The sequence below is a fragment of the Neisseria sp. P0019.S002 genome (assembly GCF_051957155.1).
In the GTDB taxonomy this organism is placed as follows: domain Bacteria; phylum Pseudomonadota; class Gammaproteobacteria; order Burkholderiales; family Neisseriaceae; genus Neisseria; species Neisseria perflava.
Genome location: NZ_JBQCWS010000003.1, coordinates 177,947 through 200,600 on the forward strand (window position 1 = coordinate 177,947; position 22,654 = coordinate 200,600).

The window sequence follows — 22,654 nt, forward strand, 5'->3', positions numbered from 1 at the left end:
TCAAAATGGCCAAAGGCCGTCTGAAACTTGAGACACATTTATTGTTTTAATCATCCAGCGCATCTTCATCCAAGGATTTCAACCATTTCAGCTTTTCGCCGATTTTGATTTCCAATCCGCGTGGAACGGGTTGGTAGAAGTCCGGTTCGTCCAAGCAGTCGGGCATATAGCTTTCGCCAGCGGCGTAGGCATTAGGTTCGTCATGGGCATAGCGGTATTCGCGTCCATAACCCAATTCTTTCATCAGTTTGGTCGGCGCATTGCGCAGGTGGACAGGCACTTCGTCGCTGGCATTTTCTTTGACGAAACGGCGCATTTGGTTGTATGCCTTATAACCTGCATTGGATTTAGCGGCTGCGGCAAGATACAGCACGGCTTGCGCTAAAGCGAGTTCCCCTTCTGGAGAACCCAATCGCTCGTAAGTAGCGGCGGCATCATTGGCAATCGTTAAGGCACGCGGATCGGCCAAGCCGATGTCTTCCCATGCCATGCGGACAATGCGGCGGGCGAGATAGCGCGGATCTGTACCGCCGTTGAGCATACGGCAGAACCAATACAATGCCGCGTTAGGATGTGAACCGCGCACGGATTTGTGCAGGGCGGAGATTTGGTTGTAGAAACTCTCGCCACCCTTATCAAAACGACGGATTTGCGCCCCCAAGCTGTCGGCGAGAAATTCGGCGGTTAAGGTTTTCAGACGGCGTGTATCGGCAGCGCGTAAAAGTTGCTCGATCAAGTTCAACAATCTGCGTGCATCACCATCGGCAGTATTCACGAGCAATTCTTGCGCATCCGCTTCAATCATGAAATCTTGGTATTCGGGTAAAGCCAATACTTTGGCAATCAGCTTTTTCAGGTCGTCTGAAGACAAGGATTGCAAAACATACACCTGCGCCCTGCTGAGCAATGCCGGATTGACTTCAAATGACGGGTTTTCCGTGGTAGCGCCGATAAAGGTTAATAAACCACTTTCGACATAAGGCAAAAATGCGTCCTGTTGCGCTTTGTTGAAGCGGTGTACCTCGTCAACAAACAAAATCGTCGCGCGCCCTTGCTGCAAGGCAATTTCAGCTTTCTCGATTGCCTCGCGTATATCTTTCACGCCGGAAAATACGGCAGAAACCGGCAGAAATTGGGCATTGAAACTCTGAGCCAAAATCCGTGCCAGCGTGGTCTTTCCTACACCCGGCGGCCCCCACAGCAACATAGAATGCGGCTTTCCACCCTCAACTGCCACGCGCAGCGGCTTGCCTTCGCCGATTAAATGCTGTTGCCCGATGACATCATCTAAAGAATGAGGGCGCAGGCGTTCGGCTAAAGGGGCTTCGGGTTGGCGTGCGAAAAGGTCGGACATAGCGGCTTTCGTGCTGGCTGATTGAAAAGAAAACTTGCTAGCATTATACGGCAGTTTCGCAAACTCACATATCGGGCCGCATTACGGTATAATACATGCTATTTTGAGAACTCTTCGGGCGTTTCAGACGGCCTTGCTTACAGGAAACATCATGACTTCAAAAACTCTTTTAGCAACTGTTACATCAGCTTTCTTATTGGGTGCATGCGCTACCGGCGGCGAATCTTTCGGCGGCTTGGGCAGCGGTACAGGTATCGGCAGCAGCGTAGTGAAAATGGCGGTAGACAGCCAATGCCGTACCGAATTAAACAAACGTAACGAATGGCGCGTCATCGCTTTGGCCATGAGCGCGGAAAAACAAGCCGAATGGGAAAATAAAATCTGCGGCTGCGCCAGCGAAGAAGCGCCAAATCAATTGACTGCAACCGAAATGATGCAGGTATTGAGCCCGGCAACCCGCGAACAGGCCATTGCTTCCGTTACCGCGAAAACGGTTACCGCCTGCTTCAAACGACTCTACAAATAATCGTTCAGACGGCCTTTTTTAATATCGAGGCCGTCTGAATTCGTTTTGACTTTCTATTTGAATTTTAAATATATAGAGAAGAAACCATGAAATACATCAGCACCCGCGGTGCAACCGCACGCAAGCAATTCAGCGAAGTTTTATTGATGGGCTTGGCTCCTGACGGCGGTTTGATGCTGCCTGAGCAATACCCTCAGATCGACCGTGCTACCTTAGACCAATGGCGCACACTCAGCTACCCTGAGTTGGCGTTTGAAGTCATGAGCCTGTTTGCCACCGACATCCCTGCTGATGATTTACGCGACATCATCAACCGCACCTACACCGAAGAAGTATTCGGCACAAAAGCCATCACGCCGGTGCGCACACTTTCAGACGGCATCAAAATCCAAGCCCTCTCCAACGGCCCGACTTTGGCATTCAAAGACATGGCCATGCAATTCTTGGGCAATGCGTTTGAATATGTATTGAACAAAGAAGGCAAGGAACTCAATATCTTAGGCGCCACCAGTGGCGACACCGGCTCTGCCGCCGAATATGCCCTGCGCGGTAAAAAAGGCGTCAATGTCTTCATGCTGTCTCCGGAAGGCAAAATGAGCGCATTCCAACGCGCACAAATGTTCAGCTTGCAAGATGCCAACATCCACAACATCGCTGTTGAAGGCATGTTTGACGACTGCCAAGACATCGTCAAAGCTGTACAAAACGATGCCGAATTCAAAGCCAAATACCACATCGGCACAGTCAACTCCATCAACTGGGGTCGCATTGTCGCCCAAGTCGTGTACTACTTTGCCGGTTATTTCAATGCTACTTCGAGCAATGACGAAAAAGTCAGCTTCTGCGTGCCAAGCGGCAACTTCGGCAATGTCTGCGCCGGTCATATCGCCCGCCAAATGGGTCTGCCTATCCACCGCTTGATTGTTGCCACCAATGAAAACGACGTATTAGACGAATTTTTCAAAACCGGTGCATACCGCCCGCGCAACAGCGAACACACCCTCGTCACTTCCAGCCCGTCTATGGATATTTCCAAAGCCTCCAACTTCGAGCGTTTTGTGTTTGACCTGATGGACCGCGATGCAGACGAAATCAAAACCTTATGGGCTGAAGTAGGTTCCGGTAAAGGTTTTAATTTGGAATTTATGTTAAACAAAGTACATCAACAATATGGCTTTGTTTCCGGCAAATCGACCCATGCCAATCGCCTTGCCACCATCAAACAGGTTTACGAACAAGACCGTGAATTGATTGATCCGCATACAGCCGATGGCATCAAAGTAGCGCGTGAAGTACGCGAAGCCGGCGAAACCATTGTCTGCCTTGAAACCGCATTGGCTGCCAAATTTGAAGCCACCATCCATGAAGCGGTCGGCAAAGTTGCGATCCCCCGTCCGGCCGCATTGGAAGGCTTGGAAAACCTGCCGCAACGTGTCCGTGTTGTCCCCAATAACGCAACGACAGTAAAAGACATCATTAAGGAAGCTTTGGCTTAACTGGCTGTCTTTGACGACTGAAGAGGCCGTCTGAAACTTTTTCAGACGGCCGCGACTGGTGTTTAAGAAGTGGGCAATATTATTACCAATCCAACTGCATCACAGTCGTTCTCATTATAAAATCAATACGTTAAAACAATACCAACTCCTTTTGACTTTCAATTGCAAACATTGTAATGACAGATATTTTCGTTTAGAATTGCATGTTTGCTCTAAATCTGGATTGATATGCAGACAACACAAGCCACATCCAACTGGGAGCTGTACAAGCGTTTGCTTGGATATTTAAAAAGCTATTGGAAGATGTTTATCGTCTCCGTAGTGGCCATGCTGATTGTCGCCGGTACGATGCCGGCTTTCGGTTACTTGCTCAAACCTTTGATTAATGAAGGTTTTGTCGATAAAAACATGAAAAGCATGTCATGGTTGCCGTTGGCAATTGTGGCGCTGTTTTTCGTTCGCGGCCTGTTTAACTTCATCAACGAATATTGCACGACGTATCTGTCCAGCCACTTGGTGCAGCGCTTGCGTAGTGAAATGTTCAACAAAATGATGCACCTGCCGACTTCGTATTTCAGCAGCAATACTGGCGGCCGTCTGATGTCGCGCATTTTAAGCGACGTCAACCAAATTACCGATGCAGGATTTAACGTCATTACCGTGATTGCCAAAGACGGCGTGAGCGTAGTCGGCCTGTTGGGCTTGCTGACTTATCTGAACTGGCGTTTGACTCTGATTACTTTTATTATTTTGCCGATCGTCGCCGTATGTATCCAAACGGTCAGCAAACGCTTGCGCAAATTGTCTGCCAACAACCAAATTTATCTTGGACAGCTGATGCAGGTTTTGGGCGAAAGCATCAACGGTGAACGTGTTGTGAAAATCTACGGTGGTCAAGATTATGAAAATCGCCGCTTCAACCGTATTGCCGACGATGTTCGCCGCAACCTACTCAAACAGGTTTCCGCCAGCTCTGCCGGTACCGGCATTACGCAATTAATGGCTTCGGTTGCACTGGCCGCAATTATTTACGCAGCCGCCCGCCAAGCCGGACTTTCAGGCTTCAGCGCAGGCGATTTTATGTCGTTTTTGTCCAGCATGATCATGATGTTTGATCCCATCAAACGCATGACCGGCGTGATGCAGTCTCTGCAACGCGGTTTGGCGGCGGCTGAAAGTGTCTTCACCTTTTTGGATCAACCCGAAGAAAGCAATGAAGGCAAACAAATCCTCAGCCAAAACCCTGGCGATATCGAATTTTGCGATGTTGTGCATCGCTATCCTGAAGCCGAACGCAACAGCTTGAACCACATCAACCTGCTTGTACCTCAAGGCAAAGTGACCGCATTAGTCGGTGCCTCAGGCTGCGGCAAAACCACCTTGGCCAATATGCTGCCACGCTTTCTTACTCCAACTGAAGGTGATATTTTGATTGGCGGTATCAACATCCATGAATATACGCTCGAAAGTCTCCGAGGGCGTATGGCATTTGTCGGCCAAAACGTTGTCCTGTTTAATGGTACGATTGCTGAAAACATTGCCTATGCTCAAGCTGACAAATTCAGTGAAGAAGAAATTATCAATGCTGCAAAAGCAGCCAATGCTTGGGAATTTATCCAAAAAATGCCGCAAGGCCTGCACACTGAAGTCGGCGAAAACGGTTTAAAACTGTCCGGCGGCCAACGTCAACGCCTCGCCATTGCGCGTGCGCTTTTGAAAAATGCGCCGATTTTGATTTTGGACGAAGCCACCAGCGCATTGGATAATGAATCCGAACGTTTGGTGCAAACCGCATTGGAAAACCTGATGCAAAACCGTACCACATTGGTGATTGCCCACCGACTTTCAACCATCGAAAAAGCCGACAACATCGTTGTCATGCACGAAGGCAATGTCGTCGAACAAGGCACTCATCATGAATTGATTAGCGCAGGCGGACGCTATTCCGACCTGCACAGCCTCAGCGAAAAATCAGCCAAACCGGCAAGCAAGTAGCTGAACACTATATTCCATTCTTTTTATTAACCTCGGCCGCCCCAACTTATCCTTTTCAGACGGCCTTATCCGACAGGAAATATCAATGGCAGCATTCAACACCCAGAAAGTCTTGTCCGTACACCACTGGACCGACGCTTACTTCACTTTTACCTGCACCCGTGACGAATCTTTGCGCTTTGAAAACGGCCAATTCGTCATGGTTGGCCTAATGGTAGACGGCAAACCGCTGATGCGCGCATACAGCGTGGCTTCCGCCAACTGGGAAGAGCATCTGGAATTTTTCAGTATCAAAGTACAAGACGGCCCATTGACCAGCCGCCTGCAACACCTTAAAGTCGGCGACGATGTCCTCATCAGTAAAAAACCGACCGGTACATTGGTTGCCAGCGATCTGAATCCGGGCAAACACCTCTACCTCTTGAGCACCGGTACCGGCATCGCCCCTTTCTTGAGCATTACCAAAGACCCTGAAATTTACGAGCAATTCGAAAAAATCATCTTGGTTCACGGTGTACGCTACAAAAAAGACTTGGCATACTACGACCGCTTTACCAAAGAATTGCCCGAACACGAATACCTGGGCGACTTAGTTAAAGAAAAATTGATTTACTATCCGATTGTTTCACGCGAAGACTATGTACACCATGGCCGTCTGACCGATTTAATGCGCAGCGGCAAACTCTTCGAAGACATCGGCCTGCCTAAAATCAATCCACAAGACGACCGCGCCATGTTGTGCGGCAGCCCTGCCATGTTGAAAGACACCTGCAACGTCTTGGACGAATTCGGCCTGACCGTTTCTCCGAAAACCGGCGTTCGCGGCGACTACTTGATTGAGCGCGCATTCGTCGATCAATAACGTATCCCCGGCAACAGGCCGTCTGAAACCCTTCTTTCAGACGGCCTAAACCTTAATAATTTATCCCACATTATGCCTACTCTACTCATCATCCGTCCGTCCAATCGTCCGCAACAAGATATCCAAACCTGCCATTCAGCCGGTTGGCAGGCTCAGGTATTGAGTCCGATTGAAATAGAGGCGGATCGTTCGGCGCTAAAAAAACTCCCCGAACAATTCAAGCAAGCTGATGTCGTGTTTTGGGTCAGCCCCACCGCTATTGAAACCGCAGCGCCGCACCTGAACTTTTCAGACGGCCCCAGAGCACACATTACCGTCGGCCAAACCAGCCAACATACTTTGGCACAATTCTCCCCCTATCCCGTATTCTCTCCCGAAGATGGCAACGACAGCGAAGCCGTTTTGAGAATGCCTATTTGGAAAAACCTGCCACCCAATGCCCGAGTTTTAATCATTCGAGGTCATGGCGGCCGTGATTTTCTAGCAGACAAACTGACCGAACTGGGTTTCCAAATCGACATCGCCGAAATCTATTTCAGACGGCCACACGCCATCGATTGGCAGAACTTTAAAACCGAAGACATCGCCGCCGCCTACGTTACATCCGGCGAGATCGCGCGCGAATTTTTCCATCAGATTCCGCCGCAATTTTCCCGATTCTTCGAATCCTTGCTATACTTTACCCACCATCCGCGCATTGCCGATGCGCTTCGCATCGTCGGTGCCAAACATGTAGAAACCGTCACTTCTCTATCCGCTGCACTTTCATCCATGCCACAAAGGAGCCAAGCAGTGAGCCCAGTCGAAGACAATAAAGATACCCAACAAGTTGCCAATACAGCAGCTCCGGCGCCTGAACGTTCTGAAAACACTAGGCCGTCTGAACAAATCAAACCTACCCAACCTCAGCGAGTGGAGGCGAGCATGCCCGAGTCCAACAATCTCCCACAAAACAACTCCCCTGTTATCATCAAACAATCTGGCGGCAAAGCCTTGGCCGCAGGTGCAACCGTCTTGGCACTGCTTGGCCTAGGCGCGAGCGGATTCCTGTTTGTACAGGGTCAAAATGTTTTAAAAAACCAAGAGCTCGAATTCAACCAAAAAATCGACAAAGCCGCGTTAGGTGAATCTGAAAACGCCAGCCTTTTAAAAGACAACCTCAACCGCCAAACCGCTATTCAGGCTGAGTTAGACCGCCTGAACAACGGTCAAAAAAACAATAGCGATCAAATCCTGCAAACGCAGAAAGCTTATCAAGAGTTACTCAAAGGCCGTATCAACTGGCTGGTTGACGAAGCCGAATCCATGCTGAACACTGCTTCGCAACAATTGATGCTGTCAGGCAACCTTCAAGGCGCGGTCAGCGTATTGGAACACATCGACAGCCGCTTAAGCCGTTTTGAACAACCTGAGCTTATCCCTGTTAAACAAGCCATCAGCAATGATTTGGCCGCGCTGAAAAACCGTCCTTATGTCGATATTTCCGCTACTGCCTTGCGTATCGACCGTTTGGAAACCGGTATTTCCGGACTGCCTTTAGTCTTGGACGGCGTATTAAAACCGGGTGCCGCACCTGTCGAAGCCACTAATTCAGGCACTTGGTGGGAAAACACATGGGAAAAATCCCTCAATGCCCTCAAAGGCTTGGTTGAAGTCCGTCATCTGGACAGCAACGACGCTATGTTGATTTCGCCCGATCAAACCTACTTCATCCGTGAAAACCTGCGCCTGCGCCTTTTGGATGCGCGCATTGCCCTGTTGCAACACAACGGCGAAGTGTATCAAAGCGATTTGAACAACGTTGAAGCAACTGTAAAACAATACTTCGACAGCAAATCCCCTGCTACCCAGTCATGGTTGAAAGAGTTGGCCGAACTCAAAGCCCTTGATGTCCGCATGATCTCAGACGACAGCCTGAAAGCCAGCTTGAGCGCCGTTCGTGCTTATCAAGAAGGTTCGCGTACACAAATGACGACCGAAGAAGCTACGCAAACCCAAGCTGCCGAGAAAACCGCTTCCGCTCCGGCTGCAACTACCGAGCAAGCCACCACTGCCGCACCGGCTGCCGCTTCTGCCCCTCAATCTCTGGAAGCACCTGCTTTGCCGTCTGAAAACAAAAAAGAACCGGCCGCCGAAGCTTCCAAACCACAAAACCAAACCAAGCCTGCTGCCAAAATTAAAGGAGAGCAAGCATGAAAACCGTCGTTTGGATTGTCATTCTGTTTGCCGCCGCCGTCGGTTTAGCGTTGGCTTCCGGCATTTATACCGGCAACGTGTATGTCGTGGTTGAACAAACCATGCTGCGTATCAATCTGCATGCCTTTGTTTTAGGCCTACTGTTGAGCGTATTCGTCTTGTATTTCCTGATTAAATTCGTGTTCGGCCTCTTGAACATTCCGGCGCGTATGCAACGCTTCGGCATCGCCCGCAAAGGCCGTCAGGCTTCTGCCTCGTTGAACAGCGCAGGTTTGGCATATTTTGAAGGCCGTTTTGAAAAAGCCGAACAAGAAGCCGCCAAAGTCTTGCAAAACAAAGAAGCAGGCGACAACCGTACCCTGGCTTTGATGTTGGGCGCGCACGCGGCCGACCAAATGGAAAACTTTGAATTACGCGACCGCTATCTGCACGAAATCGAACAGCTGCCACAAAAACAGCAGCTTTCCCGCCATCTTTTACTGGCCGAATCTGCACTGAGCCGCCGCGATTATCCGACTGCCGCACAAAACCTTGAAGCAGCAGCAAAAATCAATAGCAACTTAAGCCGCTTGGTCCGTCTGCAATTACGTTATGCCTTTGATCATGGCGATGCTTCAGATGTCTTGGCAAAAGCGGAAAAACTGGTCAAAGCCGACGCCATCAACGATTACGAAGCCGAACAGTATCAAAATTGGGCATATCGCCGCCTCTTAAGCGAAGTAACTGATGCAGGCCGTCTGAAAGCCTGTTTGAAACAGATTCCCGAAAGTGTGAAGTCTGGCGAATTGTGCGTCGCGATTGCCGAAAAATACGAGCGTTTGGGTTTGTATGCCGATGCAGTCAAATGGGTTAAAACCCATTATCCGCAAACCCACCAGCCCGAGCTTTTGGAGGCATTTGTCGAATCCGTGCGTTTCCTAAGCGAGCGCGAGCAACAAAAAGCCATCGACTTAGCAGACTCTTGGTTACAGGAACAACCAGACAATGCACCGCTGTTGATGTATCTTGGCCAACTGGCCTACGGCCGAAAACTTTGGGGCAAAGCCCAGGGCTACCTCGAAGCCAGTATCGCCCTGCAACCCAGCGTATCCGCACATTTGGTCTTGGCTCGCGTGTTTGATGAAACCGATCAACCGCAAAAAGCGCAAGAACAACGCAATCTGGTTTTGGAAAGCGTGGCCGAAGAAGAACATCCGGCAGCCCTTCCTCAGCCAAATTGATGTGCTGATTTCGCATTAAGCGACAATATGAAATCTACAACAGAACCAACCATTTAATCATTTCAGACGGCCTCAATACATATCTAAGGCCGTCTGAACTTTGTCCAACACACCAAATCAGAAAGCCTCTCTACCATGACTGCTCTGAAAAACGACACTTTCCTCCGCGCCCTGCTCAAACAGCCTGTCGAATACACGCCCATCTGGATGATGCGCCAAGCCGGACGCTATCTGCCTGAATACAAAGCCACGCGCGCGCGCGCAGGCAGCTTTCTCGATTTGTGCAAAAACACCGAGCTGGCAACCGAAGTTACCATCCAGCCTTTAGACCGCTTCGATCTAGACGCGGCAATTCTGTTTTCCGACATTCTGACCGTCCCCGACGCCATGGGTTTGGGTCTGTATTTTGCCGAAGGCGAAGGCCCGAAATTTGAACGCGCTTTGCAACACGAAGCCGACATCGCCAAACTGCAAGTTCCCGACATGGAAAAACTGCAATACGTCTTTGACGCGGTAACTTCCATCCGCAAAGCACTGGACGGCCGCGTTCCGCTCATCGGCTTCTCCGGCAGCCCGTTCACACTCGCCTGCTACATGGTCGAAGGCGGCAGCAGCAAAGAATTCCGCACCATCAAAACCATGATGTATTCGCGCCCTGATTTGCTGCATAAAATCCTCGACACCAATGCTCAAGCCGTTACCGCTTATCTCAACGCCCAAATCGATGCCGGCGCACAAGCCGTACAAATTTTCGACACTTGGGGCGGCGTGTTGAGCGATGCAGCGTTTAAAGAGTTCAGCCTGAAGTACATCCGACAAATCGTTGCCGGACTCAAACGCGAAAGCGAAGGCCGCTGCGTGCCTGTTATCGTATTTGCGAAAGGCGGCGGCTTATGGCTGGAAAGCATGGCAGAAATCGGCGCAGACGCATTAGGCTTGGACTGGACCTGTAACATCGGTGAAGCCCGCCGTCGCGTCGGCGAACAAGTTGCCCTGCAAGGCAATTTTGATCCGTTCGCCCTCTTTGGCACACCGGAATCTATCCGCACCGAAGTCGCACGCATCCTTGCCGACTACGGCAACGGCAGCGGCCATGTATTCAACCTCGGACACGGCATCAACCAACACGCCAATCCGGAACACGCCAAAATCTTGGTCGATACCGTACACGAATTGTCCCGTCAGTATCACCGTTAATTAAAGCAACTCAAAGGCCGTCTGAAAATTCCCAAAACAGGTTTCAGACGGCCTTTTAGCTAGAATTAACCGCAAAACAACTAATCTTCTTTAATTGACACTATATTTTTTAGAAATCGAGAAAATTATTTTACATATTTCAAAAGATGGGTATGATGTCGTTCTTTTAAATTCATACATTCATTTCAAATAAAACCTATTTTTAGGAACATACACCATGACCTTCCAAGACTATTTGGTCAATCTGATATTAAGCGGCGTGATGATTATCGGCGCTTATCAGTTTTACTTTTATACCCAACGCCATCCTTTACGCAAAGAGATTGTTTGGAATTCTCCAATAGACGAAAAAATCCCATTCCGCCCGCGTTGGTCGTGGGTATATAGTTTTCTTTACTACCCAGCTATTCTCTATCTCAACCTTATCGCCACCAACCACCGCCATTTCAACATGATGGCATTCAGCTTTCTGATGTTGCTGTTTATGCAAATGTTATTCTTCTGGCTGTTCCCTGTTTCTACCCCACCCCATTGGCGCAGCATCAATCCCGGTAAAACACCATCCGAATGGTTTTTAAAATTTGTGCAAAAGTTCGACCAAGCCAGCAACTGTTTCCCCAGCATGCATGTTTCCGTTGCCATGCTGACCGCATTGCACGCATTGCCATCTTTAGGCATTGTCGCATTCCTTTTCCCTATCCTTATCGCACTATCCTGCGTGTTTACCAAACAGCATTACCTGATTGACTTGCCTGCCGGTGCGGCACTGGGTGGATTTGCCTATTGGCTCTATCTTTTAGTGGTTTAACGTAAAAAGACTATCTAATCAAAAAGGCCGTCTGAAAGCAAAAACACGATTATCGTGTAAATTTGTTTTTAGACGGTTTTTCTATATACTTAATATCTGAAGCTTATCAGCTGACACCTTCAAACTTAAAAACACATCCACTCCCGCTACCGAATATGAATTTTTTAAAAGACATCACCTGGACCGAGATTTTTATCTTCGCCCACACCTGCGCCGCACTCGCCTGCATGCTGCGCGTGTTGTACAAACAAAAAAACATCGGCTCAACCTTCGCCTGGTTGATTATCCTCTTCCTTTTCCCCGTATTCGGAACCATCGCCTACATCCTTATCGGCGAGCCTCGTCTCGGCACGGCCCGCGCCAAACGTACCGGCGAAATGAACCGCTTCTACCGCAACTTTGCCGCCACCCATCTAGCCGATATCTATCTCGACATTGCCGACCAAGTCAAATCACGTTACCACGGCATCAGTAAAGTTGCCGAAAAAGGAACGGGGCTGGGTGCCACCAAAGGCAACGCCATGAGCCTGCTCTCGACCACCGATACCATCATCGACAGTATGCTTGCCGACATACGCGCCGCAGCCCATTCCTGCCTGTTGGCCTTTTACATTATCGAACCCAAAGGCCGCATTGAAGAAATTCTAAATGAAATTCTTGCCGCCAAAGCCAGAGGCGTAGACTGCTCCATACTGGCTGATGCCGTCGGCAGCAGGAGCTTTCTTGAAAGCGATTGGGTAGAGAAACTGCGCCAAGCAGGCGTTGAAGTACATACCTCCTTACCTGTCGGCATCTGGCGTACATTATTCACGCGCACCGACCTGCGCAACCACCGTAAAATCCTCGTCATCGACAGCAAAATCGGTTACACCGGCAGCTTCAACCTCGTCGATCCGCGCTACTTCAAACAAAATTCAGGCGTCGGCGAATGGATAGATGCCATGATGCGCTGTACAGGGCCTATGGTTTTGGAACTGTCTGCCGTCTTCTTCGCCGACCTCGCCGTCGAAACCGATGAAAACCTCCAAAACGTACAAACATACCTCAATCAAGCCCAAAGCCTGCTGCCCCAAATCCTTCCTGAAAAAATGCAGCAAGGCGATATTGTTGCCCAAATCATTCCATCCGCCCCCGAGCAAGGCAGCTTCGTTATTTACGAAACCATCATCAGCGCCATCTATGCCGCCACTAAACAAATCACGATTACCACCCCCTACTTTGTCCCCGACGAGCCGCTTCTCATGGCATTAACCGTTGCCGCCAAACGCGGCGTCAAAGTGACCCTGATACTGCCTGCCAAAGTCGATTCACTGATGGTGCGCTACGCCTCACGCGCCTACTACCCTATGTTACTGGAAGCCGGTGTCAAAATCGCCATGTTTGAAGGTGGTCTTCTACATGCCAAAACCATGACCATTGATGAAGACTACTCTCTCTTCGGTACGGTCAACATGGATATGCGCAGCTTCTTCCTCAACCTCGAAATCAGCCTCGCCATCTACGATCGCGATACCACTAAACAAATCTGCTACCTACAGCGCAGCTACCTTAAAAACAGCAGCTACATTGCCATCAAATCATGGCAACAACGCTCCAAACTCCGCGGCCTCGTAGAAAATGCCGTCCGCCTGATGAGCCCTTTGCTGTAAAACATAAATATTTAGGCCGTCTGAAAAATACTTTTCAGACGGCCTTTTAAAACACTTATATACAATATTATTATCAATAAATATTCAACTCATCCCTTCTCTTTCGTTTCAGAAAAATAAGCCTCAACATATTCTCACCAAAAATAATTTACAAAATTTAACCATTAACAAACCAATTGATAATTATAAAAATATCCAAACTACAAATCAAAATGAGACCAATATGTTCTTTTACATTTATACGTAGTTTGATAATCATTATTAAAATAATTAGAATAAACGGTCAATTTTTTATTCCTTGGTAAAAATCATGAATAAAACCTCTTTTCCTGTATTCCGTCTTAGTCTCATTACACTCGCACTATCAACAGGCTTCGCCCATGCCGAAAATATGCAACCTGCAGAAACTGCCGAACTGAATGAAATTAAGGTGACCGCCACCGCCGTACCGACCCGCGTTACCCGCAATCAGCTTGACCGCGAAACTTCGACCGATTTGAAACAAGTCATGAAAGACCAAATCGGTATGGATGTCGGCGGCGGCAACGGCGTGGCGCAGTTTTACAGCATCCGCGGCGTTGGTGAAGACAAAATTAACCTAGAAGTCGACAACACCAGCCAATCCACAAAAATCTTCCACCACCAAAGCCGCTTCCAGCTTGACCCCGCTTTGGTGAAAAGCATCAACGTCGAAAAAGGTACGGGCGCGGCGAGCGCGGGTTTGGGTGCGGTCGGCGGTACCATCCGCGTAACAACGGTTGACGCAAAAGACCTGCTGACAGACGGCAAACCTTTCGGTTTCAAACTCGGCGCGGGCTTGAGCAGCAATAAAGGCTCAACCGGCAGCGCAGCGGTTTACGGCTATCAAAACGGCTTCGATGCCCTGTTTGCAGGCAACTTCCTCAACAACCGTGACTACAAAGACGGCAACGGCAATGTCAACCTCGGCAGTCGTCTGAAACAGCACAGCTACCTCGCCAAACTCGGCTACGATTTCAACGACGACCATGGCATCCGCCTGACCTACCGTCAGGAATACCAAAAAGGCAACCGCACCGACAAAGCCGAGTTCCAAAACGTTGACAGCTACATCGGCGTGGACGGCACTTATCAAAAAGAGCAGACCTACAATCTGGAATACCGCGGCCGTAACGTCGGCTTCCTCGACAAAATCGACGCCAACGTCTTCCAAATCAATACCGACGACACCAAACCGCCTAAAGGCGCGCCTTCCCCGAAATCCCAAGCTTCCGGCACGGCTCAAGGCGGCGTTCCCATCGGTCAGCTTGAGCTAAGCAAAATCAAAGCGACTGGCGCGAATCTGAACCTCGCCAGCTCCTTCGGCGACGGACACATGGTGAAATACGGTGTCAACTACCGCCACGAAACCTCCGAGCCGTCCGACAAAGGCGCGTGGCTGAAGATTCTCGGTCTGTATGACCGCGACAAAGAGAAAAAAGCCGAATACGGCGTGTACGCGGAAGGCATCTGGAACCTGCACCCCATTACCCTGACCACCGGTCTGCGTTACGACCATTTCAAATACAACGCCGCCAGCAAACAAAGCGCGTCGCACGGCCAGCTCAACCCCAGCATCGGCGCGATTTGGGACATCAACGACAACTTCTCCCTCTTGGCAAACCTCAATCAGGCAAGCCGCGCGCCCCGCCTGAACGAAGCCCTGTTGGCTAACGAACGCGCAGGCGCCGCCGCCGATTTGGACAGCAACCTCAAAGCCGAAACCGCCCGCCGCGCTGAACTCGGCTTCAAATGGCGCAACGACAACTTCAACGTCAGCGGCAGCGTGTTCCACCAACGCATCAAAGACCTCATCGTCTACCGTTGGGCAAAAATCAACAACAACACCGCCTCCATCACTGAACGCGGCAAGATTTACAACGGCGGCACGCTTAAAACCTACGGCTACGAACTTGACGCATCCTACCGCTGGGGCGGTCTGACCGCGCGCGCTGGCGTATCCTACGTCAAACCCCGCCTGAACGGCGACATGTACTACGGCGAAAGCCCGATTCAAGCGGAAGACCACGAAAGCTCGTTCACCTTCTGGAACACCGGCCGCCAATGGCTGACAGGCCTGTCTTACCAGTTTGAAAACCCCAAACTCGAAATCGGCTGGCGCGGCCGCTACGCCCAAAGCGTGAAATACACCGACGTTGCCCGCGGACAAGGCACGATACACGGCAAGAAATCAGGCTACGGCGTACACGACATCTACGCTAACTGGCAGCCGCTGAAAAAAGACAACCTGAACGTCAACTTCGCCGTCAACAACATCGGCAACAAGCAATACCGTTCGCACAGCCAACGCTTCCCTAACGGCAACGGACGCGTGCCCTTCTACGAACGCGGCCGCGAGTTTGCCTTGGGAGTGAACTATCGTTTCTGATAATACGAACGACGTTATAAAGAAACCAAAGGCCGTCTGAGATTCAATTTTCAGATGGCCTTTTATAATTCGTAGACAATTTGATTTTAAAGTATTTCCTCTCCCTTGCTAGTTACACAACGGATTATCCAGTCTTCAAATCGTCTCCATTGGGCTTCTTTTCCGAATCGGTCATGATTTGATTCCTTCTGAAAACTGACTACTCATTCTTCCAATATAAATAAGATCATCTCCAGTGTCGTCTGAAAAAATAAAGGCTGTATTTTTACATTTAACCATGCCGTTGGAGATTGATTCTATTTGTGCGTTTAAAAAATACAATGCAAATATTAATTACTCTTTTTCTGTAAACCATTTGACAAAGTCATTTTTAAGGATATAATATTTCTCATATATGATTTTTGTTATATATATTTATTTATAGACAATTCATTCTGAAACAAGGAGTAATAAAATGAAACGAAACTTGGGTACTTTGGATCGCGTAATCCGTATTGTTATCGGTGTTGCACTGATTGCTGCAGCCGCTACCGGACAAATTGGCTGGTGGGGTTGGCTGGGCATTATCCCTCTGGGCACAGCACTGATTGGCAACTGCGCACTGTACAGCTTATTGGGCATCAACACCTGCCGCATCAACAAAAAATAACGAAGGCAAAACATGAGTACGCTCGGACAACTTCCGCGAATCACGCCTTCCGAAGCAATGGCAAAAATCCGTGAGGGCGCGTTGGCAGTAGACATCCGAAGCCAAGCCGAATATCGGGGCGGACATATTGGCGGTGCATTATCCCTTCCACCTGAACAGCAGCGAGACAAACTACCCGATGATACAGCCCCATGCCTGATTTTTTATTGCCTGAGTGGTAAACGTACAACACGGGCAGAAACAATATTGTCAGCGCTTGGCCAAGGTCGAGAATGCTATATTCTAGAAGGCGGCTTACAAACATGGAAATCAGTAGGACTTCCTATTGTTGCCGACCGTGCCACACCGGATATCATGCGGCAGGTGCAAACCATTGCGGGCAGTTTGATTCTGTTGGGTGTGCTGGCAGGTTGGCTGGTATCGCCTTGGTTTTATCTGATAGACGTAATGGTCGGCGCAGGCCTGTTAACGGCCGGACTAACCGGATTCTGCGGCATGGCTCGCCTGCTGGCCAAAATGCCATGGAACCATTAAGCAAAGGCCGTCTGAAAGTTGCTGCTGAGGCCATTATGACTGATAATTCGACCTCCTCATTTGCCGAAAAGCGTGAAAAATGACCATTGCCGACAATCAACCGCCCTACGAAGAAGCCACCGCTTTTCTTAAACTTCTGGCCAATCCCAACCGCCTCGCCGTATTGTGCAAACTACATGAAAGGCCGCACAATGTAACCGAGTTGGCTGAATCATCCGGACTGCCGCAAGCGGCAATGTCCAGCCAATTAGCCCTACTACGTGAAGCCGGTTTGGTATCGTTTGAGGTGAACCATCGGGAACGGCAATATTACATTGCCGACCCGAGGGTAACCGAGATGATACAGTTGCTGTATTCCTTTTTCTGCGCAGAAAAATCTTGAAATGTTATCGAAATAGGATAGCCAAAAAATCTATCCATTTATAATTTTAAAGGTTGTCTGAATCTTTTTTCAGACGGCCTTTATTGTATTTTTAGTCTTGCCATATCATCTCGTGTTTAGAACCATAAGTAATCTTCTTAATATTGCTTTCAAGAGCAATTTCTTTATCTAATGTTCCTGAGTATTCCGAACCTGCTAATTTTTGAAATAAAGTAATATTCAGCTCATCGTTGTAGCTAGTTGTTTTGATATCTGAAATACCCATTGCACTATTGCCTAATAAGCCTGTCAAATGAACCTGTCTATTATCCTTAGCTTCATTGACAGTAATTTTAAAATTCTGAATATCTTCCAACTTAATTTCATCAGTGGAAAAGCAGCCGGACAATATCAAACCTGTAACACCCAGTATCATTGCCCTCATTTTCATAATAATTCCCTGATCGATTTAGTAATCTTAGGTTCGATTTTCAAAACTGACAGTTCCAGTATTTTCAGATGGCCTTTTTTCCTTCATCCTTACTTAGCCATCACCCTTTCTTTCAAAGTCTTCAATACGTTCTTCACCGTATTAATCCGCACTTCGATATTTTCCATCTCCGCGGTAAATCGCAGCTTATCCGCGCCGGCAAGGCGATATTTTTTGTCGTTCTGAATCAGCAGGATGATTTCAGTTGGATCGACATTGTTGTTTTTGCCAAAGGTTACCGTTACCGCTTCGCTGGTCGCATCAATGGCGTCTATACCCAGTTCTTTTGCCGCAAGCCGCAAGTGGTGGCTTTCAATCAGGGTTTTGACGGGTTGTTCGGGCAGACCGAAGCGATCAACGAGTTCTTCGTGTATGGCGTTGATTTGCTGCACGGTTTCGCAGACGGCGAGGCGTTTGTAGAGGACGAGGCGCTCGTGGATGTCGGGGCAGTAGTCTTCAGGCAATAATGCCGGGCTGTGCAGTTTGATTTCTGTGGTAATGCCCAATGGTGCGTCGAGGTCGGGCTGGCGGCCTTTTTTGAGGTCGCGCACGGCTTGTTTGAGCATTTCGGTGTAGAGCGTGAAGCCGACCTGTATCATTTCGCCGGACTGCCCTTCGCCAAGGATTTCGCCTGCGCCGCGGATTTCCAAATCCTGCATGGCGAGGGTGAAGCCTGCGCCGAGTTCGTCTGCCGCCGCAATGGCATCGAGGCGTTTTTCTGCGTCTTTGGTGATGTATTCGGGCGTGAGCAGGTAGGCGTAGGCTTGGTGGTGGCTGCGGCCGACGCGCCCGCGAAGCTGGTGCAGTTGCGCCAGCCCGAATTTGTCGGCGCGGTTGATGATGATGGTGTTGGCGTTGGGGATGTCGATGCCGGTTTCGATGATGGTGGAACAGAGCAACACGTTGAATCGTTGCTGTAAAAAGTCGCGCATGACTTGCTCCAGCTCGCGCTCGCGCAGTTGTCCGTGCGCCACGCCGATGCGGGCTTCGGGCAGCAGGGTTTCCAGCCGCTCGCGCATATTTTCGATGGTATCTACTTCATTGTGCAGGAAAAACACTTGTCCGCCGCGTTTGAGTTCGCGCAATACGGCTTCGCGCACGCTGCCTTCGCTGAAGGGTTTGACAAAGGTTTTCACGGCGAGGCGGCGGCTGGGCGCGGTGGTAATCAGCGAGAAGTCGCGCAGGCCTTCGAGCGCCATGCTGAGGGTGCGCGGAATCGGTGTAGCGGTCATGGTGAGGATATCAACATTGGCACGCATGCGTTTGAGCTGCTCTTTTTGACGCACGCCGAAGCGGTGTTCTTCGTCGATAATCACTAAACCTAAGTTTTTGAATTTGATGTCGTCCTGAACCAGTTTGTGGGTGCCGATAACGATATCGACCGTACCGTCCGCCATGCCTTCCAGCGCGGCTTTGGTGGCTTTGCTGTTGTTGAAACGCGAAAGGCTGGCGACTTTCACGGGGAAATCGGCAAAGCGGTCGGCGAAGTTTTGCGCGTGCTGCTCGACCAAAAGCGTGGTCGGAGCAAGTACGGCGACTTGTTTACCACCCATCACCGCCACAAACGCGGCGCGCAGGGCGACTTCGGTTTTGCCGAAACCAACATCGCCGCACACGAGGCGGTCCATAGGCTTCGCCTGCGTCAAATCTTTAATCACAGCGGCGATGGCGGCGGCTTGGTCTTCGGTTTCTTCATAGCCGAAACCGTCGGCAAACGCCTGATAGTCCATCTCGTTGATTTCAAACTTGTGTCCCGACTGGGCGGCGCGTTGGGCGTAGAGGTTGAGCAATTCGGCGGCGGTGTCGCGCGCTTTTTCGGCGGCTTTGCGCTTCGCCTTGTTCCACGCGCCGCTGCCGAGCTTGTGCAAGGTAACGTTTTCATGCGCCTGACCGGAGTAACGGCTGATTAAATGCAGTTGCGAAACAGGCACATAAAGCTGCGCTTCGCCCGCGTATTCGAGCAACATCATTTCGTTGGTTTCATCGCCCAAGTCCATTGTGACCAAGCCCATATATCGGCCGATACCGTGTTCTTCGTGAACGACAGGGTCGCCGATGTTGATTTCTGCAAGGTCGCGCAACAGGCCGTCTGAAACGGCGGCGTGTTTCTTACGATGATGTTTGCGCGAGCGGGCGACGTATTGATAAAGATCGGATTCGGTAATGACCGCGATGTTTTGATCTTCTAATTTAAACCCGTAAGCCAACGGTGCCACTGTAATCATCAGCGGCTCATGCGCCGACAAAAAGCCCTGCCAGTCGGACACGCTTTTAGCTTTCAAACCGTTTTGCTGCAAGAAGCCGAGCATGGTTTCGCGCCGTCCCAAACTTTCGGCGCACAGCAAAATCCGTCCGTCAAAGGCCGTCTGAAAATCCTTCAATGCCTGCAACGGCTCATCTGCTTGGCGGTTGACGGCCAAGTTTGGCAACGTATGTTCATCACCAAAAATATCCGGCAATACCTGACCATAATTTTTCAGACGGCCTGCAAAAATATCGGCAGAGAGATACAAATACTGTGGAAGCAAAGGCGGATAGGTTTCGTCGCCCTGCGCCATGGCATAACGCGATTTGACGTCGCTCCAAAAACGGTTTGCCTCGGCATAAACGTCGCCCAAAGAGACAAACAGCGCATCTTCGCCGATATAGTCAAACAGCGTTTCCAGCTCGTTTTCAAAAAACAGCGGCAGGTAATATTCCACGCCTGCACCAAAATGGCCGTTGCTGACGGCTTTGTACACAGCCGCATCGTTCGGATTGCCATCGACTTCCTCGCGGAAACGGCTGCGGAAAATCTTTTGCGCCTCGCTGTCGGTGGGGAACTCGTGTGCAGGCAGCAGGCGGATTTCGGAAACCGGGGAAATGGTGCGTTGCGTTTCGGTATCGAAAGTTTTGATGCTGTCGATTTCATCGTCGAACAAATCAATGCGGTACGGCATTTCGCTGCCCATCGGAAACAAATCGACAATGCCGCCACGCACGGCAAATTCGCCTGCCGCAACAACGTGGGAAACATGGTTATAACCTGCATCCACCAAATCGCTTTTCAGACGGCCTATATCCAAAGTCTGCCCTGTTTTCAGCCAAAACGTGCGGCCTGCCAGAAACGGCACGGGCGGCAGCTTCTGCATCGCCGTGGCAACCGGTACGAACAACACATCCGCCGCGCCGCTTTTAATCTGCCACAACGCCGACAAGCGCTCCGACACCAAATCCTGATGCGGCGAAAAACGCTCGTAAGGCAGCGTTTCCCAGTCCGGCAGGAACACCGCCGTATCGTGCGGACGGAAAAACAGCCATGCCGTCTGAAGGCGCAACGCCTGTTCCGCATCTTGGGTCAAGACAACCTTGAGCTGCTTATGCGGCAGATAACGCGCCAAAGCCAAGGGCAGTGAGCCTTGAGACAGATTGAGCCAACGGGATTTTTCACGGGGTTTGGGAATCGGATAAGTCATGACAAAACAGTTTGTAATAAGTAAATACAAGCACCATAGGCCGTCTGAAAATTTTTCAGACGGCCTTTAGCGATCAAATCAATTTTCAATTTTACTGGATACGGGTTTAAAAGAATATAAGGCCTTACAATCAGACGGCCACGCCTGCCAGTTTTCCAATAAATCCGGTTATCACCAATGCCGCAACGCCCCATAGGCACACGCGCAAAACGGCAGGAACGACAGGCGCGCCGCCGAGTTTGGCGGAAACATAGCCCAGTCCTGCCAGTCCGCACAAAGTGGAGACTGCCAAGACCGGAACAATGGCGGTAGAAGCCGTCAATGCGACCAGTAACGGCAAAATCGCGCCGGCACAAAATGAAGCGGCAGAAGCCAGCGCGGCCTGCATGGGACGGGCTGCCGAGGTTTCGGTAATGCCGATTTCGTCGCGCGCGTGGGCGGCGAGTGCATCGTGTTCCATCAAGGCTTGCGCGACTTCGGCGGCAAGCGCGCCGGACAAACCGCGGCGGCGGTAAATTTCCGTCAGCTCTTTCAACTCCGCATCAGGATTATTTGCCAATTCGTAGCATTCTTTGTGCAAATCGGCTTTTTCCGTATCCGATTGGCTGGACACGGAAACGTACTCCCCCGCCGCCATCGACACTGCGCCTCCGATCAGCGCCGAAACACCGGTCAACAGCAGGGTTTGGAAATCTGGCGCGGCAGCGGCTACGCCCGTCAACAGCGAGGCAGTAGAAATCAGGCCGTCATTGGCACCCAATACGCTTGCCCGAAGCCAGTTGTTGCGGTCGCTGAAATGGCGTTCGCTGTGGTGTGAATACATATATGCTCCGATAAATTGGCTGTTTCCAGATGATGATAACATTGTATTGTTTTTTTGAAATCAATGTCAGTTTATCCCTTCAAATCAAGCATCCTTAAATCTTTCTGCGGCCATTTCAAACCATAAAAGCCAACACTCCTCTTTAGATTTTTTCAGACGGCCTGAACGCTTTTACAAGTAAATTTATTGTTCCAAGTCATGGCATTATCACAAGGCAGTTTTGTGCTGCTTGGTTTATCCGTTTAAAGATGCTATCTTTATGAATCTTTCCACTCCTCAATCCATTGAAAGGATGTATCATGGCCGAAGAAAACAAAATCAAAGTAAACGATTTGCCTGAAGATAAAAAAGAGCAAACCGAAGAAACCGAGCTGCCCGTTATCAACAACGAAGAAAAACGTGGCGGTCATGGCGAAGGCGGTTGCTGCGGCGCATGCGGCGGCTAAATCTTCCCGACAAAGCCTCCGAGGCCGTCTGAAAAGTCTTACTTTTCAGACGGCCTTTTCCTTTCTAAACAATTACAGGTAAATCAATGAAAGGATGCGGGAGAAGAATTTAAACCCAACCGCGTTTGTGCTACATTCACATCTTTACAAACCACAACAATCTGCACACGCAGACACACAAGGAAG

18 protein-coding genes and 1 pseudogene are annotated in these 22,654 nt (G+C 49.9%); 15 read left to right on the forward strand and 4 right to left on the reverse strand.

The window, feature by feature from the left end:
• Nucleotides 1-46 precede the first annotated feature (46 nt).
• Complete coding sequence (locus tag ACTHTY_RS06220) at nucleotides 47-1,354, reverse strand: replication-associated recombination protein A (protein ID WP_440366815.1); 1,308 nt, start codon at nucleotides 1,352-1,354, stop codon at nucleotides 47-49.
• A gap of 151 nt (nucleotides 1,355-1,505) precedes the next feature.
• Between ACTHTY_RS06220 and ACTHTY_RS06225 the strand changes: the two genes are divergently transcribed.
• The 14 genes and pseudogenes from ACTHTY_RS06225 (at nucleotide 1,506) to ACTHTY_RS06290 (ending at nucleotide 17,275) form a co-directional block, all read left to right on the forward strand.
• Nucleotides 1,506-1,880 (forward strand): hypothetical protein, encoded by a 375-nt coding sequence (locus ACTHTY_RS06225; RefSeq protein ID WP_295862015.1) that lies wholly within the window; start codon nucleotides 1,506-1,508, stop codon nucleotides 1,878-1,880.
• 86 nt (nucleotides 1,881-1,966) lie between these two features.
• The gene (thrC, locus tag ACTHTY_RS06230) at nucleotides 1,967-3,376 is read left to right on the forward strand and encodes a threonine synthase (protein ID WP_440366816.1); all 1,410 of its coding nucleotides are present in this window, start codon (nucleotides 1,967-1,969) and stop codon (nucleotides 3,374-3,376) included.
• 228 nt (nucleotides 3,377-3,604) lie between these two features.
• A complete protein-coding gene (gene msbA, locus ACTHTY_RS06235; RefSeq protein ID WP_440366818.1) occupies nucleotides 3,605-5,371 on the forward strand; it encodes a lipid A export permease/ATP-binding protein MsbA in 1,767 nt (588 codons plus the stop codon).
• A gap of 85 nt (nucleotides 5,372-5,456) precedes the next feature.
• Nucleotides 5,457-6,233 (forward strand): ferredoxin--NADP reductase, encoded by a 777-nt coding sequence (locus tag ACTHTY_RS06240; RefSeq protein WP_440366819.1) that lies wholly within the window; start codon nucleotides 5,457-5,459, stop codon nucleotides 6,231-6,233.
• 72 nt (nucleotides 6,234-6,305) lie between these two features.
• Nucleotides 6,306-6,941 (forward strand): annotated as a pseudogene (locus ACTHTY_RS06245) (uroporphyrinogen-III synthase); the annotation flags it as partial.
• Nucleotides 6,942-7,157: 216 nt separating this feature from the next.
• Nucleotides 7,158-8,429 (forward strand): uroporphyrinogen-III C-methyltransferase, encoded by a 1,272-nt coding sequence (locus ACTHTY_RS06250; protein WP_440367034.1) that lies wholly within the window; start codon nucleotides 7,158-7,160, stop codon nucleotides 8,427-8,429.
• A complete protein-coding gene (locus ACTHTY_RS06255; RefSeq protein ID WP_440366820.1) occupies nucleotides 8,426-9,649 on the forward strand; it encodes a heme biosynthesis protein HemY in 1,224 nt (407 codons plus the stop codon). The genes ACTHTY_RS06250 and ACTHTY_RS06255 overlap by 4 nt, the downstream gene beginning before the upstream one ends.
• 135 nt (nucleotides 9,650-9,784) lie before the next feature.
• Nucleotides 9,785-10,846: a uroporphyrinogen decarboxylase gene (gene hemE, locus ACTHTY_RS06260; RefSeq protein ID WP_440366821.1), complete on the forward strand. Its 1,062-nt coding sequence runs from the start codon at nucleotides 9,785-9,787 to the stop codon at nucleotides 10,844-10,846.
• 217 nt (nucleotides 10,847-11,063) lie between these two features.
• Nucleotides 11,064-11,654, forward strand: coding sequence for a phosphatase PAP2 family protein (locus tag ACTHTY_RS06265; protein WP_070589190.1), 591 nt, complete (start codon nucleotides 11,064-11,066; stop codon nucleotides 11,652-11,654).
• A gap of 155 nt (nucleotides 11,655-11,809) precedes the next feature.
• Nucleotides 11,810-13,303, forward strand: a complete 1,494-nt coding sequence (cls, locus tag ACTHTY_RS06270) for a cardiolipin synthase (RefSeq protein WP_440366823.1) — start codon at nucleotides 11,810-11,812, stop codon at nucleotides 13,301-13,303.
• 310 nt (nucleotides 13,304-13,613) lie between these two features.
• Nucleotides 13,614-15,710, forward strand: coding sequence for a TonB-dependent receptor plug domain-containing protein (locus ACTHTY_RS06275; protein WP_440366825.1), 2,097 nt, complete (start codon nucleotides 13,614-13,616; stop codon nucleotides 15,708-15,710).
• Nucleotides 15,711-16,164: 454 nt separating this feature from the next.
• Nucleotides 16,165-16,359, forward strand: a complete 195-nt coding sequence (locus ACTHTY_RS06280; RefSeq protein ID WP_003685761.1) for a YgaP family membrane protein — start codon at nucleotides 16,165-16,167, stop codon at nucleotides 16,357-16,359.
• Between the two features lie 12 nt (nucleotides 16,360-16,371).
• Nucleotides 16,372-16,893, forward strand: a complete 522-nt coding sequence (locus ACTHTY_RS06285; protein ID WP_440366826.1) for a rhodanese-like domain-containing protein — start codon at nucleotides 16,372-16,374, stop codon at nucleotides 16,891-16,893.
• A gap of 79 nt (nucleotides 16,894-16,972) precedes the next feature.
• Nucleotides 16,973-17,275: an ArsR/SmtB family transcription factor gene (locus ACTHTY_RS06290; protein WP_049322138.1), complete on the forward strand. Its 303-nt coding sequence runs from the start codon at nucleotides 16,973-16,975 to the stop codon at nucleotides 17,273-17,275.
• A gap of 91 nt (nucleotides 17,276-17,366) precedes the next feature.
• On the opposite strand, the gene ACTHTY_RS06295 is transcribed toward ACTHTY_RS06290, so the two are convergent.
• From ACTHTY_RS06295 to ACTHTY_RS06305, 3 genes are all read right to left on the reverse strand, one after another.
• The gene (locus ACTHTY_RS06295; RefSeq protein ID WP_440366828.1) at nucleotides 17,367-17,705 is read right to left on the reverse strand and encodes a hypothetical protein; all 339 of its coding nucleotides are present in this window, start codon (nucleotides 17,703-17,705) and stop codon (nucleotides 17,367-17,369) included.
• A gap of 89 nt (nucleotides 17,706-17,794) precedes the next feature.
• The gene (gene mfd, locus ACTHTY_RS06300; protein ID WP_440366829.1) at nucleotides 17,795-21,199 is read right to left on the reverse strand and encodes a transcription-repair coupling factor; all 3,405 of its coding nucleotides are present in this window, start codon (nucleotides 21,197-21,199) and stop codon (nucleotides 17,795-17,797) included.
• Nucleotides 21,200-21,329: 130 nt separating this feature from the next.
• Nucleotides 21,330-22,022: a VIT1/CCC1 transporter family protein gene (locus ACTHTY_RS06305; protein ID WP_440366830.1), complete on the reverse strand. Its 693-nt coding sequence runs from the start codon at nucleotides 22,020-22,022 to the stop codon at nucleotides 21,330-21,332.
• A 299-nt stretch (nucleotides 22,023-22,321) separates the two neighbouring features.
• Between ACTHTY_RS06305 and ACTHTY_RS06310 the strand changes: the two genes are divergently transcribed.
• On the forward strand, nucleotides 22,322-22,468 hold the full coding sequence (locus ACTHTY_RS06310; protein ID WP_049336812.1) for a hypothetical protein: 147 nt from the start codon (nucleotides 22,322-22,324) through the stop codon (nucleotides 22,466-22,468).
• The last annotated feature ends 186 nt before the right edge of the window (nucleotides 22,469-22,654 follow it).

Coding starts and splice junctions, on each gene's coding strand:
- ACTHTY_RS06275 (WP_440366825.1), top strand. CDS start 13,614: ATGAATAAAACCTCTTTTCCTGTATTCCGTCTTAGTCTCATTACACTC.
- ACTHTY_RS06290 (WP_049322138.1), top strand. CDS start 16,973: ATGACCATTGCCGACAATCAACCGCCCTACGAAGAAGCCACCGCTTTT.
- ACTHTY_RS06220 (WP_440366815.1), bottom strand. CDS start 1,354: ATGTCCGACCTTTTCGCACGCCAACCCGAAGCCCCTTTAGCCGAACGC.
- thrC (WP_440366816.1), top strand. CDS start 1,967: ATGAAATACATCAGCACCCGCGGTGCAACCGCACGCAAGCAATTCAGC.
- ACTHTY_RS06295 (WP_440366828.1), bottom strand. CDS start 17,705: ATGAAAATGAGGGCAATGATACTGGGTGTTACAGGTTTGATATTGTCC.
- ACTHTY_RS06255 (WP_440366820.1), top strand. CDS start 8,426: ATGAAAACCGTCGTTTGGATTGTCATTCTGTTTGCCGCCGCCGTCGGT.
- mfd (WP_440366829.1), bottom strand. CDS start 21,199: ATGACTTATCCGATTCCCAAACCCCGTGAAAAATCCCGTTGGCTCAAT.
- ACTHTY_RS06310 (WP_049336812.1), top strand. CDS start 22,322: ATGGCCGAAGAAAACAAAATCAAAGTAAACGATTTGCCTGAAGATAAA.
- ACTHTY_RS06285 (WP_440366826.1), top strand. CDS start 16,372: ATGAGTACGCTCGGACAACTTCCGCGAATCACGCCTTCCGAAGCAATG.
- cls (WP_440366823.1), top strand. CDS start 11,810: ATGAATTTTTTAAAAGACATCACCTGGACCGAGATTTTTATCTTCGCC.
- hemE (WP_440366821.1), top strand. CDS start 9,785: ATGACTGCTCTGAAAAACGACACTTTCCTCCGCGCCCTGCTCAAACAG.
- msbA (WP_440366818.1), top strand. CDS start 3,605: ATGCAGACAACACAAGCCACATCCAACTGGGAGCTGTACAAGCGTTTG.
- ACTHTY_RS06240 (WP_440366819.1), top strand. CDS start 5,457: ATGGCAGCATTCAACACCCAGAAAGTCTTGTCCGTACACCACTGGACC.
- ACTHTY_RS06280 (WP_003685761.1), top strand. CDS start 16,165: ATGAAACGAAACTTGGGTACTTTGGATCGCGTAATCCGTATTGTTATC.
- ACTHTY_RS06250 (WP_440367034.1), top strand. CDS start 7,158: ATGCCCGAGTCCAACAATCTCCCACAAAACAACTCCCCTGTTATCATC.
- ACTHTY_RS06265 (WP_070589190.1), top strand. CDS start 11,064: ATGACCTTCCAAGACTATTTGGTCAATCTGATATTAAGCGGCGTGATG.
- ACTHTY_RS06225 (WP_295862015.1), top strand. CDS start 1,506: ATGACTTCAAAAACTCTTTTAGCAACTGTTACATCAGCTTTCTTATTG.
- ACTHTY_RS06305 (WP_440366830.1), bottom strand. CDS start 22,022: ATGTATTCACACCACAGCGAACGCCATTTCAGCGACCGCAACAACTGG.